The 16,102-nt window shown below is 66.0% G+C and carries 13 protein-coding genes; 7 read left to right on the forward strand and 6 right to left on the reverse strand.

Annotated elements, in window-relative coordinates:
• Positions 1-172 precede the first annotated feature (172 nt).
• Positions 173-421 carry a hypothetical protein gene (locus tag DAT37_RS21160; RefSeq protein ID WP_157978599.1) on the reverse strand — a complete coding sequence of 83 codons (249 nt, stop codon included), beginning with the start codon at positions 419-421 and terminating at the stop codon, positions 173-175.
• A 600-nt stretch (positions 422-1,021) separates the two neighbouring features.
• Positions 1,022-1,606: a DoxX family protein gene (locus DAT37_RS21170; protein WP_109526568.1), complete on the reverse strand. Its 585-nt coding sequence runs from the start codon at positions 1,604-1,606 to the stop codon at positions 1,022-1,024.
• A 119-nt stretch (positions 1,607-1,725) separates the two neighbouring features.
• On the opposite strand from DAT37_RS21170, the gene DAT37_RS21175 reads away from it, so the two are divergent.
• A complete protein-coding gene (locus DAT37_RS21175) occupies positions 1,726-3,294 on the forward strand; it encodes a class I adenylate-forming enzyme family protein (RefSeq protein WP_232839908.1) in 1,569 nt (522 codons plus the stop codon).
• 88 nt (positions 3,295-3,382) lie between these two features.
• Here DAT37_RS21175 and DAT37_RS21180 read toward each other — a convergent pair whose 3' ends face one another.
• Positions 3,383-4,243 carry an acyl-CoA thioesterase gene (locus DAT37_RS21180; protein WP_157978600.1) on the reverse strand — a complete coding sequence of 287 codons (861 nt, stop codon included), beginning with the start codon at positions 4,241-4,243 and terminating at the stop codon, positions 3,383-3,385.
• A gap of 151 nt (positions 4,244-4,394) precedes the next feature.
• Here DAT37_RS21180 and DAT37_RS21185 point away from each other — a divergent pair, with 151 nt between their 5' ends.
• The 4 genes from DAT37_RS21185 to DAT37_RS21200 all read left to right on the forward strand — a co-directional run bounded on the left by DAT37_RS21185 (position 4,395) and on the right by DAT37_RS21200 (position 8,121).
• Positions 4,395-5,315, forward strand: a complete 921-nt coding sequence (locus tag DAT37_RS21185; protein WP_109526571.1) for a TIGR03619 family F420-dependent LLM class oxidoreductase — start codon at positions 4,395-4,397, stop codon at positions 5,313-5,315.
• 95 nt (positions 5,316-5,410) lie between these two features.
• Positions 5,411-6,346, forward strand: coding sequence for an SDR family NAD(P)-dependent oxidoreductase (locus DAT37_RS21190; RefSeq protein WP_109526572.1), 936 nt, complete (start codon positions 5,411-5,413; stop codon positions 6,344-6,346).
• Positions 6,347-6,503: 157 nt separating this feature from the next.
• Positions 6,504-7,265, forward strand: a complete 762-nt coding sequence (locus DAT37_RS21195; RefSeq protein ID WP_109526573.1) for a FadR/GntR family transcriptional regulator — start codon at positions 6,504-6,506, stop codon at positions 7,263-7,265.
• Positions 7,266-7,335: 70 nt separating this feature from the next.
• Positions 7,336-8,121 (forward strand): SDR family oxidoreductase, encoded by a 786-nt coding sequence (locus DAT37_RS21200; protein ID WP_109526574.1) that lies wholly within the window; start codon positions 7,336-7,338, stop codon positions 8,119-8,121.
• Positions 8,122-8,200: 79 nt separating this feature from the next.
• Here the strand turns inward: DAT37_RS21200 and DAT37_RS21205 are convergent, their stop codons facing one another.
• Positions 8,201-10,459, reverse strand: coding sequence for an acyl-CoA dehydrogenase (locus tag DAT37_RS21205; RefSeq protein ID WP_109526575.1), 2,259 nt, complete (start codon positions 10,457-10,459; stop codon positions 8,201-8,203).
• A gap of 111 nt (positions 10,460-10,570) precedes the next feature.
• The gene (locus DAT37_RS21210) at positions 10,571-11,056 is read right to left on the reverse strand and encodes a MaoC family dehydratase (protein ID WP_109526576.1); all 486 of its coding nucleotides are present in this window, start codon (positions 11,054-11,056) and stop codon (positions 10,571-10,573) included.
• A gap of 127 nt (positions 11,057-11,183) precedes the next feature.
• On the opposite strand from DAT37_RS21210, the gene DAT37_RS21215 reads away from it, so the two are divergent.
• Positions 11,184-12,344, forward strand: coding sequence for an acyl-CoA dehydrogenase family protein (locus tag DAT37_RS21215; protein ID WP_232839909.1), 1,161 nt, complete (start codon positions 11,184-11,186; stop codon positions 12,342-12,344).
• Positions 12,341-13,405, forward strand: a complete 1,065-nt coding sequence (locus DAT37_RS21220) for an acyl-CoA dehydrogenase family protein (protein WP_109526578.1) — start codon at positions 12,341-12,343, stop codon at positions 13,403-13,405. Before DAT37_RS21215 ends, DAT37_RS21220 begins: the two co-directional genes overlap by 4 nt.
• Positions 13,406-13,462: 57 nt before the next feature.
• On the opposite strand, the gene DAT37_RS21225 is transcribed toward DAT37_RS21220, so the two are convergent.
• The gene (locus tag DAT37_RS21225) at positions 13,463-15,766 is read right to left on the reverse strand and encodes an ATP-binding protein (RefSeq protein ID WP_109526579.1); all 2,304 of its coding nucleotides are present in this window, start codon (positions 15,764-15,766) and stop codon (positions 13,463-13,465) included.
• Between the last annotated feature and the right edge of the window lie 336 nt (positions 15,767-16,102).

Below are 16,102 nucleotides of genomic sequence, written 5' to 3' on the forward strand. Positions count from 1 at the left end.
GGGAACTCATTTCCTGGGTTTTCTGACACTTGCCGCGGCACTGACCGGCTTCAAGAAACTCGCCAAGGCACGAGCAACCATGTGAGACATCGTCTTAGATCTATTATTTGAATTAGCGATCTATTGTGGTGCTTGCCCGTCGACGGGCCGATCGCGGTCTTCGTCGCGGCGTTCACATCGCGATACTGATGGTCAACAGCGGCATATTTGAAATAGACTGGGCGGCAGCGCAGTCCGTGCTGTCCTGTGCGACCGTGAACTGGCATCTCAACTTCGATGAAGCCGAACTATCGTCCGCGATCGCGGCGCCATGGTTCTTGTCGCATCGGCCGAGCTGGGCGATCCGGCCCAGCGGGTCACCGCGAAAGCGCCGAAAGCGCATACTCGGGGCGGCGGTGACCACGTCGGGTTCCAGGACCACGCGCACGCGGTGGCCGGATATTCGCCGGAACCGGGTCGAGGGCAGTACATTGCGGGGCGCGGACCGCGTACCCGTGTGCGGGCTCGCTGGATCACGCGGTTCCGCTCGGCTGGTCGCTGGCACTCGGCGCGGTGGTGGTGCCGTCGTGGTTGCGCGGCGAATTCGACGCGGCGGCCCGCGCTGGAAGCGCTGAGCGCCATCGTGTCACGCATGCGCAGTTCGTACCTGCGATGTTCGTGCGAATGCTCGAACTGCCGGAACAGATCGGGCGGTCGACCTGTAGTCGCTGTCGATGGCAGCGCACGCCGCCGCGCCGTGCCCGATCGGTGTTGAAGAAGCGATGACCGAATGGGGGAGCCGATCCTGCACGAGTACTACGCTAGCGAGAGAATCGCCTTCTGTGTCGTCGACTCGGCGACCCGGCCGCGGCACAAAGGGGCGGTCGGTATGGCGTTGATCGGTGTCCCACGGATCCTCGACGATGACGGCTGCGAGTGCCGAGCGCAGAGGTGGGCGTGGTGTGGTTCTCCGATGGGCCGATGTTCGAATACCACACCGAGTATGAGGTGAAACCGGGCTCGGACGTGCGCGAGAGGGTGATCAACTGGAGGCGTTCGGTTCGCGTGTTCGGTCGTCGGACCGGTCCTGCGCGTTGTCGTCGGATGCGGAATCGGGTCGGTAGCACAGCTTGATCAGTACCCCGGCGGCCGCCGTGCCGAGAGCGGCCGCGGCGACGGCGGGGCCGACGCCGGACCGTGTGCGGCCGAACATCCGGTCGACCGACAGCGCGCCGTGGCCGAGACCGGCGAGTGCCACGGCGGCACCCGCGACGACACCGACGTACTCCCAGCCGCCTTTGAAGACGAAGAAGCCCTTGCCTCGGTGATCGGTGACCGCGGCGACCGACATCAGACCGACCGTCGCCGCCGCGGGCAGCGGATTCGCGAGTCCGAGTGCGAGTCCCATGCCCGCGGCGATCTCCGTGGCCGCAGCCATCCTGGCGTGTGCCGGAGCGGGCCGCAGGCCGAGCCCGTCGAACCAGCGGATGGTCCCTTCGAGGCCGCCGGGGCCGGCGACCTTGTTCCAGCCGTGCGCCACGAGCATCGGACCGAGGGTCGCGCGCAACACCAGCGCTGCGAGATCGCTCGACCGATCGGCGCCGATTCGGCGGAAGCGAGTGGTCATGGGCGTGCTCCTTGTCGATGGTGAGCAGGCTAGCTGATCGCAGCGCTGTTCGAATAACAGTGAAATGATTTCACTATATAGTTCCGAGGTGTCCCTGGTCGAGTGAAGGAAGGCTCGAAGTGTCTGGAAGTGCTGATCACGATCTCATCGACTCCGGCGAGCTTCATGCGGTGCAAGGGTTCTGGGACCTGATAACGCGTCGCGCCGAATCGTCCGGTGACCGTCCGATCCTCTTCGATGAACGGGACCACTCCCTGACATTCGCCGAATTCCGGGATCAGGCAGAACGGGTCGCCGCGGCATTGCACGCGCAGGGCATCGGCCGGGACACGCGGGTCGCGTGGCAGTTGCCGACCCGGATCAGTACGGCGCTGGTGATGGCGGCGTTGGCCAGGCTCGGCGCGGTTCAGGCGCCGATCATCCCGATCTACCGCGAACGCGAGGTGTCCTCGGCGGTCGCCTCGTCGGCCGCCGAGGTAATCCTGGTTCCGGGGATCTGGCGCGGCACCGATTACGTCGCGATGGCCGAAGGCCTGCCGTGGTCTCCGCGGATCCTCACGATCGGCGTGGACGCACCCGCGTCTCCGGACGTGTCCTCGCTGCCCCCGGTGACCGGTGTCGCGAAGGAGGTCCGATGGATCTATTTCACGTCGGGTTCCTCCGGGCTGCCCAAAGGAGTGCGGCACACCGACAGGTCGCTGCTCGCCGCTGCGCGGGGATTCGCCACACAAGGGCAATTGGGGCATGTGGCCGATGAGGTCGGCTCGATTCCCTTTCCGATCGCACACGTCGGCGGCGTTGTGTACCTGATGTCGATGTTGTCGGCCGGATTCCCCTCGGTGCTGCTAGAGGCGTTCGATCCGGCAACAGCCGTGCCGTTGTGGCGCAAGCACAAGGTGACGTTCACCGGCGGAAGCACAGTGTTCTACAACGCCCTGCTCTCCGAGCAACGGAAGCTGCCTGACGGCGAATCGCTCGTACCGAGCCTGCGTCTGCTCAAAGGTGGTGGCGCGCCCTGCCCGCCCAGCGTGTACACCGGTGTGCGCGACGAGATGAGGGTCACCGTCGCGCACGATTACGGCATGACCGAGGCGCCGATGATCTGCGTGGCCGCACCGGACGACAGCGATGAGCAGTTGGCGAATACCGAAGGCAAGCCCGTTCCGGGTCTGCGGGTGCGGGTCGTCGACGATACGGGCCGGTCGGTGGTGGGCAGGGATGGCGAGATACAACTCGAAGGGGACACGTTGTTCGCCGGATACACCGATCCGGCGCAGACGGCCGAGGCGTTCACCGCCGACGGGTGGTTCCGCACCGGCGACCTCGGCCATGTGCGCGCCGACGGGCACGTCGAGGTCACGGGCAGGCTCAAGGACGTGATCATTCGCAAGGGCGAGAACATCGGACCGGTCGAGGTGGAGTCGCTGATCGCCGGGCATGCGGCGATCGCGGAAGTCGCGGTGATCGGATTGCCCGACGAGGAGCGGGGCGAGCGGGTGTGCGCCGTGGTCACCTTGCGGCCCGGCGCGGCGGCTCCCGAACTCGCCGAACTCGCCGGGTATCTACGGCAGGCGGGTCTGATGGCGCAGAAGGTGCCCGAGCAACTCGAGGTGCTGGACGAACTGCCCAAGACCGGTATCGGAAAACTGGACAAGAAGGCGATCCGCCGCACCATCTCGTCCGACTGATTCGGTGTGCGCCGCAGGGGGTTCCGGCGTTGCCGCGGACTCACCGGAAGCCCGGCGGCCGAGACCCTCGACTCGCAAAGCCGAGTGATCACGGGGCGACTCGGATCATCCCTTCCTGCATGACGGTAGCGACCAGGGTGCCGTCGCGATGGAAGACCGAGCCGCGGCACAGTGCGCGTCCTGATCCGGCCCAGGTGCCCTCTTGTTCGTAGAGCAGCCAGTCGTCGACCTTGCACGGCGTGTGGAACCAGACGCTGTGATTGACCGTGGCGAACCGGAGATCGGGGTCCTCTGTTGTGATGCGGTGCGGGCCCAGTGCCGTGGAGAGCAGCAATACGTCGGTCAGGTAGGCGAGTGCGGCCGCGTGCATCGGGTCGTCGCCGGGGATGGGGCTGCGAGGGCGTATCCACACCTGGTGCCACGGTGCGACCGCCGCGCCGCGCGCGCCTGCCACCCTCACCGGAGGGGTGGGAAAGCGATACTCCAGCAGGGTTGTTCGCTCGATGGCAGACAACCAGGCCAGAGTAGTGAGATCGTCGCCGAACATTCGGTCGGCCGGGAGGACCTTCTCCGGTGCGGGAGCCGACAATCGCGGCAGTTGGTAGGTAGGCCCCTGCTCGGGTTCCTGGAACGAGACCGTGCCGGTGAAGATGATGTGATCTCGCTGCCTCGCGCTGATCGACCGGGTGGTGTACGAGCCGCCGTCATGACTGGGATGCACTCCATAGGTGACGGGGAGATCGCCGTAGCCGGGGCGCAGAAAGGTGCCCTGTAGGGAGTGGACGGATCTGCCGCCGGGAACGGTGGCCCACGCGGCCAGGACCGCCTGCCCCGCGGTGACGCCTCCCAACACCCTCGGTTCGGCCACGGGGCGTGCCGGACCGAGGAATTCGGCTCCACCGATCGGATGGATCGCCAGGATATCGGCCAATGAGAGTGGATCTGTCACGCGGGTCGTGTCGCTCATCGTCGGTGGCCCTCTCTGGTCGGCGGACACGCCGGTGCTTGCCAAAAGGACACTATCAGATTAAATATCTACCTATATGACTGTTCGATGCGGCACCTTGCCCGGACGCCGTCGCAGTCGTCGAGGAGGATCGATGCGTTTCGCTGTGCTGTTTCCGATGCGGGCGGTCAAGCACTACGACCGGTGGCGGCTCGGCGGTGATCTCGCCGAGGTCGGCCGTATCGTGGAATCCGCCGGCTTCGACGGCTTCGCCATGAGCGAGCATCCGTTTCCTTCGAATGACTGGCTGGCCGAAGGCGGGCATCACGCTTTCGACCCGTTCGTTTCGCTGGCCTACATCGGGGCGGCCACGCGGCGTCTACAGCTGATGACCTACGTGATGGTCGCGGGCTATCGCAACCCCTACCTGGCGGCCAAAGCGATCGCGTCGCTGGATGTGCTGTCCGGCGGACGCGCCGTCGTCGGGCTCGGCGCGGGCTATCTGCGACCCGAGTTCGAAGCGCTGGGCGCGGATTTCGTGCGCCGGGGCGCGATCGCGGAGGAGGCGGTCGAAGCGATGCGTGCCGCTTGGTCCGGTCGTGACCACGACGGTCCGTTCTTTCCCGCGCGCGGCCACCGGATGCTTCCGGATCCGGTGCGGGCGGGCGGCCCGCCGATCTGGATCGGCGGGAACAGCGCACCCGCGCGACGTCGTGCTGTCGCATCGGCCGAGGGCTGGATTCCGATGGGGGTGTCCACAGAGATTGCCGCGATGACCGGCACCCCGCCGTTGGAAAATGTCGCCCAGTTGGGTGCGCAGGTGCGTGTCATGCAAGAGCAGCGTGAGCGAGCGGACAGGCCGCCGTTGCACATCGCGTTCACCCCGTTCGAGGCCGATCTGCTGCGCGAGGGTGCCGAACGCTATGCCGACCTGGTGGCCACGCGTCTCCCGTCGTACGTCGAGGCGGGTATCGACACCATCGTGATCGAGCCGGTCAGCCGAAATCTGGACGAGTTCCGCCGGGACGTCGAGATTCTCGGCAAGACGCTGATCTCGACGCCTGTGGGGCGGTGAACAGGGCGGACGTGAGGGCTGGGGATCCGTTCCCGGATGAGTATAATTAGTTAAATAAGTTAGATAATTGATATGAGAGTCGAGGAATCCGCGAAATGACACGTCTTCTCGAAGGCAAAGTGGCGCTCGTCACCGGTGCGGGCCATGGAATCGGCCGCGGGCACGCGATCGAACTCGCCGACCACGGTGCCACCGTCGTGGTGAACGACCTGGGATCCAGTGTGTCGGGAGAAGGTGCGGGGCGTGACGCCGACGAAGTGGTGGACATCATCACCGCCCGTGGCGGCATCGCCATCGCTGATTACGGCGATGTCGGGGACGAACAGCAGGTCGAGGCGATGGTGGCGAGGGCGTTCGACGAGTTCGGCAGGCTCGACATACTGGTCAACAATGCCGGGATCGTGCGTGACAAGGCTATCTGGAACATGACCGTCGAGGATTTCGATCTCGTCATGCGCGTGCACGTCCGGGGAACATGGCTCACCAGCCGCGCCGCCGCCCGGCGCTGGCGTGAGCTCGCCAAGGGCAACGGCGGCACCGTGTACGGGCGGATCATCAACACCACCTCGGGCGCGGGCCTGTGGGGGAATTTCGGGCAGACCAACTACGCGACGGCCAAGGCCGCGATCGTCGGGTTGACGCAGACGCTGAATCTGGAGCTGGCCAAGATCGGGGTAACCGTCAACGCGTTGAGTCCCACCGGCAGCACCCGGCTGTTCGGCACGATCAGCGGCGACGCGACGGCGCCGGAGTCGGAGTTGGAGTCGGACGAGCGTCCGGATGGTGCGTTCGATCCCAACGATCCGGCGACATCCTCTCCCGTGGTGGCATGGCTGGCTGGTCCGCGGGCGGGCCACATCAGCGGTCAGGTGGTCAGGGTCATCGGTGATGAACTGTCGATCATGCGATCCTGGACCAAGCATGCCCGCATCGGCAACGATCAGCAGCGCTGGGACGCGGTCTCTCTCGGTCCGCGGGCTGAGACCGATCTCTTCGGCACACGCGCGTCGGGAATCCGCCCCGGCGCTTGAATTGATTCGCCCTACGCGACGACGTCTCCAGATCGACGGTCGGTAGTCATCGGAGGGCATTTCGACGTATCACCGACAACAGGCTGTGGTGCGCGCGGTCGGAATCCCATCGGTGATAATAGTGGTATCAGTTAACCGAAAGCGCAAAGGGGAGTCGATGTCCGCCATGCCAAGGTCGACCGTCGTTCGAGTGCCGAAGGCGGGCGAGATGGTCGCCGCCCATCTGCGTAGGCAGATCGTGACCGGTGAGCTGCGTGAGGGCGACGCCTTGAAGCCGGAAACCGAGCTCATGGAGCAGTTCGGAGTCTCCCGGCCCACCCTGCGCGAGGCCTTTCGGATCCTGGAGTCCGAGCAGGTCATTCAGATCCGGCGCGGCGCTCGTGGCGGGGCGCGCGTCATGCTGCCGGATATCGACGCGGCGGCGCGGTACGCGGGCACCTTGTTGCAGTACCGAAGGACGACCCTCGCCGATGTGCACGAAGCCCGAGTTCAACTGGAGTCGGCCGCGGTGGCGATCCTGGCCCGCAAACGTTCGGTGGCCGACCTTCGCAAACTCGATGAGATGGTGGCCGAGGGTGAACGGGTACTCGACGATCCGGTTGCCTTCAGTCAGCGTTACGACCTGGAATTCCATCGTCTGCTGATGAGCCTCGCGGGTAATCAGACGATGATGGTTCTCCTCGACATCCTCTACTCGATCGTCGCCAGCCACGTCGAGAAATTCTTGCGCGAACACCGTGGTGACGTCGAGGTCGAATCCACGGTTCTGGCGGCGCATCGAGCGCACGTCAAACTGGCCCAGCTGATCCGGGACAAGGATGCGGACAAGGCGGTCGCATTTTGGCGCAAGCACCTGACGCAGGTCAAGGACTTCATGATCACGAATCCGGAGGAATCCGTGCTCGATGTACTGCAGTAGCGGAACCGCCGACCGGGCACGCTGGTACAGCCCCTCTCATTGCAGTAGCATAATTATGTAACTAATTGCGATGTTTGGAGGAGATGTGGGACTGGCGAACAGTGTGGCGCTGGTGACCGGCGGTGCCGGTGGATTGGGTGAGGCCGTCGTGCGCAGGATCGTCGATGCCGGCGGATCGGTCGTCATCGCGGATCTGGCCGACGACCGCGCCGAGAAACTCGCCGACGAACTCGGTTCGAAGGTCGGGTACGTGCGCACCGATGTGACCGACGAGGCGAGTGTCCGCGCCGCCGTCGAGGCCGCCGCAGAGTTGGGAACGTTGCGGCACGCGGTGATCGCGCACGGCGGATTCGGCGTTGCCGAGAAGGTGGTCGGCCGTGACGGATCGCCCTCGGGTCTCGACGGGTTCACCAAGACGGTCGATCTGTATCTCACCGGAAGCTACAACGTGCTGCGGCTCGCGGCCGCAGCCATGGCCGAAAACGTCCTGGATGAGGACGGTCAGCGCGGCGCGGTGGTGATGACCGCCAGCATCGCCGCGTACGAGGGGCAGATCGGCCAGCTCGCCTACTCGGCCGCCAAAGCGGGTGTGGTCGGGATGACCATCGTGGCCGCGCGCGATCTCGGAGCCCTCGGCATCCGGGTGTGCACCGTCGCGCCGGGAACTATGCGCACGCCGATCATGGAGTCGGTCGGCGAGGAGGCGCTGAAGGCGTTCGCGGCCAACATCCCCAATCCGCGCCGCCTCGGCAAGCCGGACGAATACGGCGCTCTGGTGCAACACATCCTGGAGAATCCGTACCTCAACGGTGAGACCATCCGGATCGACGGCGCGCAACGCTTCGGTCCGCGATAGTCCGTCGTCGCGTCGCCTCGCGACAACGTGGCCCCGGTGGTTTTTACCGGGGCCACGTTCGTCGTCGGGTCCTGATCGACTACTTGGGCAGTCCGAGTACACGCTCGGCCAGAATATTGCGCATCACCTCGGTAGTCCCTCCCGCGATCGTCGCCGCTCGTGAGCTGAGATAATCACGTTGAGCGGCAATGCCTTTCGATTTGGTGATGCCCTCGAGCCCCAACGCGGACAGATGGGTGTCCCCGATGGCCTGCATCGTGAGACTCCAGACCAGCTTGATGACCGAATGTTCGGCGCCGGGGGCTCCACCGTTGGCGATCTTGCCCAGCGCGCGTTTGCCCAGCAAGCCCAGCGCGCGGGCTTCGACGAGCCGGTCGGTCAGCGCGGCCCGCGTACCGGTGTCGAGTTCGCGCCCCGCGAGTGCGGCGACCACATCGTGAACGCTCTGCTCCAAGCCCGCTGCCAGCACGATGACGCCTGCGCGTTCGAAGCCCAGCGTGGTCATCGTGACTTTCCATCCCTCGTGCAGTGGTCCGAGCAGTGCGTCGTGAGGAACCCGCACACCGTCGAAGAACACCTCGGCGAATCCGCCCTCACCGGTGATCTGGGTGATCGGACGCCGGGTGATTCCCGGTGTGTCCATCGGAACCAGCAGCGCCGATATGCCCTTGTGCGGCGGAGCGTGCGGGTCGGTACGGACAAGCAGTAGGCAGTGGGTAGCCTCCATGCCCTCCGAGGTCCAGATCTTCTGCCCGGTGATCACGAACTCGTCGCCGTCCAGGACGGCTTTGGTTCGCAGCCCCGCGAGGTCACTGCCCGCGCCGGGTTCGGAGAAGCCCTGGCACCAGATCTCCGCACCGGACTGGATGGCACGCAGATGCCGCTGCTGTTGCGGCGTGCCGTAACGCATCAGGGTCGGCGCGACATTGTTGACACCGAGTATTCCGGCCAGCATGGGAGTGCGCAGCTGGGCCAGTACCCGGTCACAGGCGACCTGATCGATGATGTCGAGCCCGCGGCCGCCGAACTCGGCGGGCCATTGCGGCGCGATCCAACCGGCCTCGTGTAGCCGCCGTTGCCAGTCGAGCCGCGCTTCGAACGAGTCGTCCTCGCCCCACTTTTCCTTGTAGGTCGGTTGCAGGTCGCGAACACGGGCGGTGAGTTCGGCGGCGGCGCTGCCTTCCTGCCACGTCGTGTCTGTCGAATCGTGTTGTTGTGCGGGATGTGTCGTTGGGTCCAGTCGGTCGCGGTGCGTACCGAGACCGCCGAACAGCGGGGCTGCCGCGCCCGCGCGACGATAATAGAGATGTGCCTCGTGTTCCCAGGTGTAGCCGACGCCCCCGAGGATTTGGATGTAATCGGCGCTCACCTGCTTGGCGACCGCGATCGACTCCAGCAATGCCAGCGCCGCCGCGTCGTCCAGCGCGTCGTCGGAGGCGGTCGAATCCAGTAATTCGGCCACATTCCTGGTCGTGGTACGGGCGAGTTCCACCCCGGCCAGCATATCGGCGAGCTTGTGTTTGATGGCTTGGAACGATCCGATCACCCGGCCGAACTGTTCGCGTTGTCGGGCGTGGGCGACCGCCCCCTGGAGGCAGTGCGCCGCCAGACCCACGAGTTCGGCCGACAGTGCGGTACTCGCGGTCACCAGACTACGGCGGATAGCTCGCAGCGCGACATCGCCGCGTGCCAGGACGATGCCGTCGACCCGGTCCAGGCGCAGTTCGCCCAGCGGACGCAGCAGGTCCAGCCCCGCTGCTCGCCGCATCCGGGCTCCCCTTCCGCTGAGGGGAACCGCTACGAGGACCGGCCCGGATGAATGTTCGGCCAGCACCAGCGCGGTGTCGGCCTCCGGTGAGAGCACGAGCGCGGCAGAGCCGGTCACCGAGACGGTACCGCTGTCGCCGGTGGCGAGAAATCCTCCCGGTGCGCCCCACATCTTGTCGTGTGGGGTCCAGGCGACTGTGATCACCGTGTCGCCGACCGCGATGTCGGCCAGCGGTCGTGCCGCTGTATCGGTATCGAGGATGCCGAGCGCGCCGATCGCGCCTGCCGCGGCCACCGCCGGAGTCGGCGCGATCGCCGCTCCGCAGATCTCGAGGGCCACTGCGAGATCGGACCATCGACCGCCCGATCCGCCCTGAAGCTGCGGTATCGGCAAACCGGCGACGCCGAGTGCTGCCATCTCCGACCACAGCGGACGCTCGCTGACGGTGTGCGGTTCGGCGACTGCCTTGTGTGCACGCCCTTCGTTCCAGTCCCGTTCCAACAACTGCGTCAGGGCCTCGGCAAGGGACTGTTGCTCCTCGGTGTCGGCAGCCGCCACGATCGGGGTCATCCGGTCACGATCCTTTCTCAGCAGGGCAAGTGTATGGCCCGCGCGAGTCGAAAACAGGGTTTAAAAGTACAATGATATATCTATATACCTTCGGTCGTCGACGTTCGAGCGTCATCGACCTCGGACCAGGCGTACCGGTTGGTACTCGAGCGCGACGGTTCCGTCCCGCGTGATGACGGAATTCTTGGTTGTGACCACGCCTCTGGTGCCGTTGCCGGTAGGTCTGGATTCCAGGATCTCGATCAGCACGGTGATGGTGTCACCGACCACGACCGGAGCCTTGATGCTCAGTTCGGAACGCAGGAAGGCTATGCCGGTGCCGTGCAGGACGCCGGTCTGTAGGACGAGGCCCTCGGCATAAGCGAAGGTGAGTGTGCCGGGAACGATTCGACCGGAATGGCCCGCTTCGAGGGAGCCTCGCTCGTCCAGGAAGAGTGGCTCGTTCAACCCGGCGAGGGTGACGAAGGCGATCAGATCGGATTCGGTGATCGTGCGGCTGCCGGTCCGAAATCGGCTGCCGGGCAGCATGCCTTGGTATCCCTGGCCCTGCGGGATGGGGGTGATCGACCAGGGGTCGATGTTCTCGTCGTCGCTCATTCGGTACGCCTTCCGTAGGCTCGGGGAATAATTAGCTATATTATTTACCGTAATCGAGATAGGTTCGTTGTGGGGCAGCAGGCGGGGCGACGTATTGCCGCGTGCGCGAGGAGAAGCTGGAGTGCGCATGGTGAAGGATCGAGGATCGGGTGTGCGTTTCCGCGCGACCGAGCTCACGCAGGAGGAGATATCGCTGCAACAGGAGGTGCGCGAGTTCCTCGTCGAGGAGTTGCGCGATGCCGGATTCGAGCCCGGTCTCGGCATGGGCGCCGCCGCGGACCCGGATTTCTCGCGCAAACTGGGCGAGCGGGGCTGGCTCGGTATGGCTCTGCCCAAGGAATACGGTGGGTCCGAGCGCGGAGCAGTCGATCGCTTCATCGTGACCGAGGAACTCCTGGCAGTCGGTGCTCCTGTCGGGCACCATTGGGTCGCCGATCGGCAGAGTGGCGCTGTGATCGACAAGTTCGGCACGAGCGAGCAGAAGCGGCGTTTGCTGCCCGGCATCTGCCGGGGTGAACTGGGGTTCTCCATCGGAATGAGCGAACCGGACGCGGGCAGCGACCTCGCAGCGGTGCGGACGAGGGCGACGAAGGTCGAAGGTGGCTGGTCGCTGTCGGGAACCAAGGTCTGGACCACTGGCGCGCATCGGAACCAATGGATGATCGCGTTGTGTCGCACCAGCGACGAGCCGGACCGGCACGCCGGTCTGACTCAGTTCTTGGTGGACCTGGGGTCCACGGGTGTGCGGGTGAGCCCGATCCCCTTGCTGGACGGGAGTGTGGATTTCAACGAGGTGGAATTGCGCGATGTCTTCGTGCCCGACGAGCTGGTACTCGGCGATGTCGGGTGCGGCTGGCGGCAGACCACGGCCGAGTTGGCGTTCGAGCGCGGGGGACCGGACCGGTTCCTGTCGACCTATCCGGTCGTCACGGCCTTCCTGCGTGAAGCGACCGTAGATCGGTTGGGTGAGCGAACCCGGATCCTGCTCGGCCGGGTCACCGCGACCTGGTGGGTACTGCGCAACTCGACTTTGGCGCTGGCGCGCGCGGTGGACGCCGGGGAATCACCGGTTCAGCAGGCCGCACTGATCAAAGAGTTGGGAACCCGATTCGAACAGGACCTGGTCGAGGCCTTGCAGGACCTTCTCGACCGCGAGCCTGCGACCGATTCGCCGTCATCGTTCGAACGATTGCTGTGCGCGGCCGTGCTGACCGGTCCGGTATTCACGATTCGTGGCGGGACCATCGAGGTCCTACGGTCCGTGGTGGCGAAGGGGCTGGCACGATGAGCGACCCATTACTGGTCGAGGTCGCGGAATCGATCTTCGCGAAGGCGTGTACAGAACAGGAGCGTCTGGTCGCTGAACACTCCGGCTGGGCCCCCGATGCCTGGAATATCGTCGCCGACGCAGGCTTGCCGTGGATATCGGTCCCGGAAAGCGCAGGCGGACAAGGGGGGTCGCTCGGCGACGCGCTGGCGGTGCTCCAGGTCGCCGGACGTCACGCGGTGCCGTTGCCCCTCGCCGAGACGGGAATGCTCGGTGGCTGGCTGCTCTCCGCGGCCGGGGCAACCGTCGGCGATGGACCGATCACCGTGGTTCCCGCGCGATCGGAAGACAGTGTGAGCTGGGATGGCAGGCGTGTGACCGGTGTCGTGCATCGAGTGCCGTGGGCGCGCACGGCAGAGCGCGTCGTGCTGCTTGTTCCGCAAGGGGATGGCTGGTCGGTCGCGGTGCTGGCGCGCGCGCGAGTGCGCGTCGACGAGCAGGCCAACCTCGCCGGTGAACCGCGCGACACCGTGTATATGGACCAGGTCGTGCCGATCGAAGTCCATCCGGCCCCCGCCGGCGTCGACCCGGATACGCTCGCGGTGCGCGGGGCGTTGAGCCGCGTCACGCTGATGGCGGGCGCGGTCGAGCGAGTCCTGGAGATCACGCTTCGCTACACCGGGGAACGCAAGCAGTTCGGGCGTGCCATCGGCGAATTCCAAGCCGTGCAACAGCATCTGGTGCATCTGGCGCAACAGGCCGCGGTCGCCGCGATGGCCGCCGAGATCGCCGGACGCGAGGTGGAACGCGGTGGCGGACGATTCGAGGTGTCGGCGGCGAAGACGGTCGCCGATGATGTCGCACGGATCGCCACCCGGGCAGCGCATCAGGCGCACGGCGCGATGGGAGCGACCCGGGAGTACCCACTGCATCACCTGACCCGCAGGCTGTGGGCGTGGTCGCGTGAGTACGGCGACGGTGCCCGGTGGGCCCGCGAGATTGGAGACGAGGTCGTCGCAGGTGGTCCGGATCGTCTGTGGCCGTTGATCACCGGCGGCAGCGCCGCTGCCCGGATGCCGTGATCGGATCGGGCGCGCCGCGATGGTTGTGCGCGACGAGGGTCGGAGAAGAACCGATCGTCAGCGTTGCCGGTCGGCCATCCAGGCGGCGATCTGGACGCGCGAGGTGAATCCCAATTTGGTGAGGATGTGCTCGACATGAGTCTCCGCGGTACGTTGGGCGATCACCAAGGCACCTGCGATCTCGCGGTTCGACAGGCCACGGGAGACCAACGCCGCGACCTCGTGCTCACGGCGGGTCAGCGGTGTCGCCGTATGCGGCCGTGCGGTGTCGGCAGGTTTGGCGCTGTCGTCGAGTGCGTATTCCAGCGCGACGGCGTCGAAGTTCGCGGATTCCGCCAGCGCTCGCGCCAAGCCGTCTTCTCCGATTGCCATCCGCAGCCGGTCTTCGCAGGCGTTGTGCCAGTGGGCCGTCGCCGGGACCTTGCTCGCCTGGATGCCCATCGCCTCCCATCGCGTGGCGGCGATGCCGAGCAAGGTCGCGGCGCGTTCGGGCTCGGGCGTCGCCCAAGCCAATGCCTCGAGAACGATGGCGACGCCGAACTCGTCACGAACGCGCTGTTTGAGTCGCAGACTGCGACGCAAGGTGGTGAGTGCGGATCCGGAGTCCGCGTCGAACCAGTGCACGACCCCGGCGTTCCACAGACTGTAGGAGGCGTACCAGGAGTCGCCGACGTCGGCGCACAACCGCATGCACATCTCGTGGTAACGCAACGCCTGTGCGTGCCTGCCCCCGTAGCAGTGCGCGAACTGCAGGAGGGTCAGCGTGGTGATCTCGCGCCGGACGTCCCCGGCGTCGCGGACCACGGCCAGCGCCCGTTCGTTCGATGCGATCGCGTTGTCGAGGTCGCGGCCGTCGTAGATCGCGTGCAGTCCGGCCAGGTTGTCGAACGAGGTGCGCGTGATGTCGCCCAGCCCCTCCATGGTGGCTCCCGTGGTGATCAGCTTGTCGGCGGCGGCGAGATTGCCCTGCACGATCGCAATCCACGCCGCTGTGCTCACCACACCGGCGTAGATCTCCGGTGCGCCCCGCTCGCCCGCGAGCAGCCGTTCGCACCAGTGTCTGCCCTCGCCGACCGCGCCGAGCGCGATCCAATGCTCGTGCAGTACCCCGGCGATGCGAAGCCCTGCCGTGCTCGCCTCCGGTTGGGTGAGGCTGAACGCGAGGGCGCGCTGAAAGTTGGCGTGCTCACGTCGGAGCCGGTCCATCCACGCGCCTTGTCGCGGGCTGAGCCATTCCCGGTTGGCCTGTTCGGCCAGTTCCGCGTAGAAGTCGCTGTGGCGCAGCCGGATCGCGCGCTCGCTGTCATGGGAGCGCAGTCGTTGCTCGCCGTACTGCCGGATCACCTCCAGCATCCGGTACCGCATCCGCCCGCCGACATCCTCAGTGATCAGGATCGACTTGTCGACCAGCGACAACACCGTATCGAGCAGCTCCGCCGGTCGATGTCCGGCACCGCCGCAGACGGCGTGCGCCGCGTCCAGTTCGAATCCGCCCGAGAACACCGCGGCGCTCGCCCACAGCTCGCGCTCGCGCGCCGTGCACAGGTCGTAGCTCCACTCGATGCATCCCCGCAGCGTGCGTTGGCGGTCCGGTGCGACTCTGCTGCCTGCGTTCAGCAGTTGCAGCCGGTCATCGAGTTGTTCCAGGAGCTGCGCGGCCGAAAGCCCGCGCAGCCGTACCGCGGCAAGTTCGAGTGCGAGCGGGATGCCTTCCAGACGTCGGCATATCGCGGCGACGTCGTCGCGATTGCCGGCTTCGATCCGGAAGCGGGGCGCGACCGCGACAGCCCGATCTCTGAACAGCGTGATCGCTTCGTATTCCGCCTCGGCGGCCGAACCGACAGGCCTCGCCGGAGGAAATCGCAGCGGCGCGACCGGCAGCGCTGTCTCTCCGGCTATGCCGAGGGGTTCGCGGCTGGTCGCCAGGATGTGCACACCGGCGCAGGCGCGCAACAACACATCTGCCAGTTCCGCGCACGAGTCGATCAGATGCTCGCAGTTGTCCAGCAGGATGAGGACGTTGCGCGAGGTGAGGTGGTCGGTCAGCGATTCCAGCGCGCTTCGGGCCGCCTGAGTGTGCAGACCGAACACCTTGGCGACCGTGTCCGTGAGCAGGGCGGGGTTCGTCAGCGCGGCGAGATCGGCGAACCACACGCCGTCGCGAAAGGCCCGGCGCAGGTCCGTACCGGCGCGCAGGGCGAGTCTGGTCTTGCCGACTCCGCCGAATCCGGTCAGTGTCACCAGTCGCGTGTTCGAGAGCAGCTGTTTGATCTCGGTTCGTTCGGCTCGCCGCCCGACGAAGCTGGTCAGATCCGCGGGCAGATTTCCGGGTGAGCCGTGCGGCGGCAACGTCGTGGTCATCGAAGCGTCGCTACCCGATCGTCGGCGCCGAGTTCGGGGGGATATCGCGGTTCGAGGGGATATCCCACTCGGGCGTTCGGCCCGGGATCCACCACATTCTCACTGACCTTTCTCGATCCCGCCGTGGCCGGTCGCCGATGGTGGCATACATCGGTCGGCCGGGCGATGGCCGGTTGGAGGCCGACACGGCACGGTAACTGAATGCCAGCTTACCGAGGCGTGTCGAGGAATCGAGCGAATCGGACATTGTCGGTTCCGTGGGCCGTAGGTTGCCGTGTCTGGCTGTGGACGAATGCGATCCTTATACTGTTAAATCATTTAGTTATTAGAGACTTC

The sequence above is a fragment of the Nocardia aurea genome (genome assembly GCF_003123685.1).
Lineage (GTDB): Bacteria > Actinomycetota > Actinomycetes > Mycobacteriales > Mycobacteriaceae > Nocardia > Nocardia aurea.

Coding starts and splice junctions, on each gene's coding strand:
- DAT37_RS21190 (WP_109526572.1), top strand. CDS start 5,411: ATGACACGTCTTCTCGAAGGCAAAGTGGCGCTCGTCACCGGTGCGGGC.
- DAT37_RS21200 (WP_109526574.1), top strand. CDS start 7,336: ATGTTTGGAGGAGATGTGGGACTGGCGAACAGTGTGGCGCTGGTGACC.
- DAT37_RS21170 (WP_109526568.1), bottom strand. CDS start 1,606: ATGACCACTCGCTTCCGCCGAATCGGCGCCGATCGGTCGAGCGATCTC.
- DAT37_RS21195 (WP_109526573.1), top strand. CDS start 6,504: ATGTCCGCCATGCCAAGGTCGACCGTCGTTCGAGTGCCGAAGGCGGGC.
- DAT37_RS21205 (WP_109526575.1), bottom strand. CDS start 10,459: ATGACCCCGATCGTGGCGGCTGCCGACACCGAGGAGCAACAGTCCCTT.
- DAT37_RS21220 (WP_109526578.1), top strand. CDS start 12,341: ATGAGCGACCCATTACTGGTCGAGGTCGCGGAATCGATCTTCGCGAAG.
- DAT37_RS21210 (WP_109526576.1), bottom strand. CDS start 11,056: ATGAGCGACGACGAGAACATCGACCCCTGGTCGATCACCCCCATCCCG.
- DAT37_RS21215 (WP_232839909.1), top strand. CDS start 11,184: ATGGTGAAGGATCGAGGATCGGGTGTGCGTTTCCGCGCGACCGAGCTC.
- DAT37_RS21225 (WP_109526579.1), bottom strand. CDS start 15,766: ATGACCACGACGTTGCCGCCGCACGGCTCACCCGGAAATCTGCCCGCG.
- DAT37_RS21185 (WP_109526571.1), top strand. CDS start 4,395: ATGCGTTTCGCTGTGCTGTTTCCGATGCGGGCGGTCAAGCACTACGAC.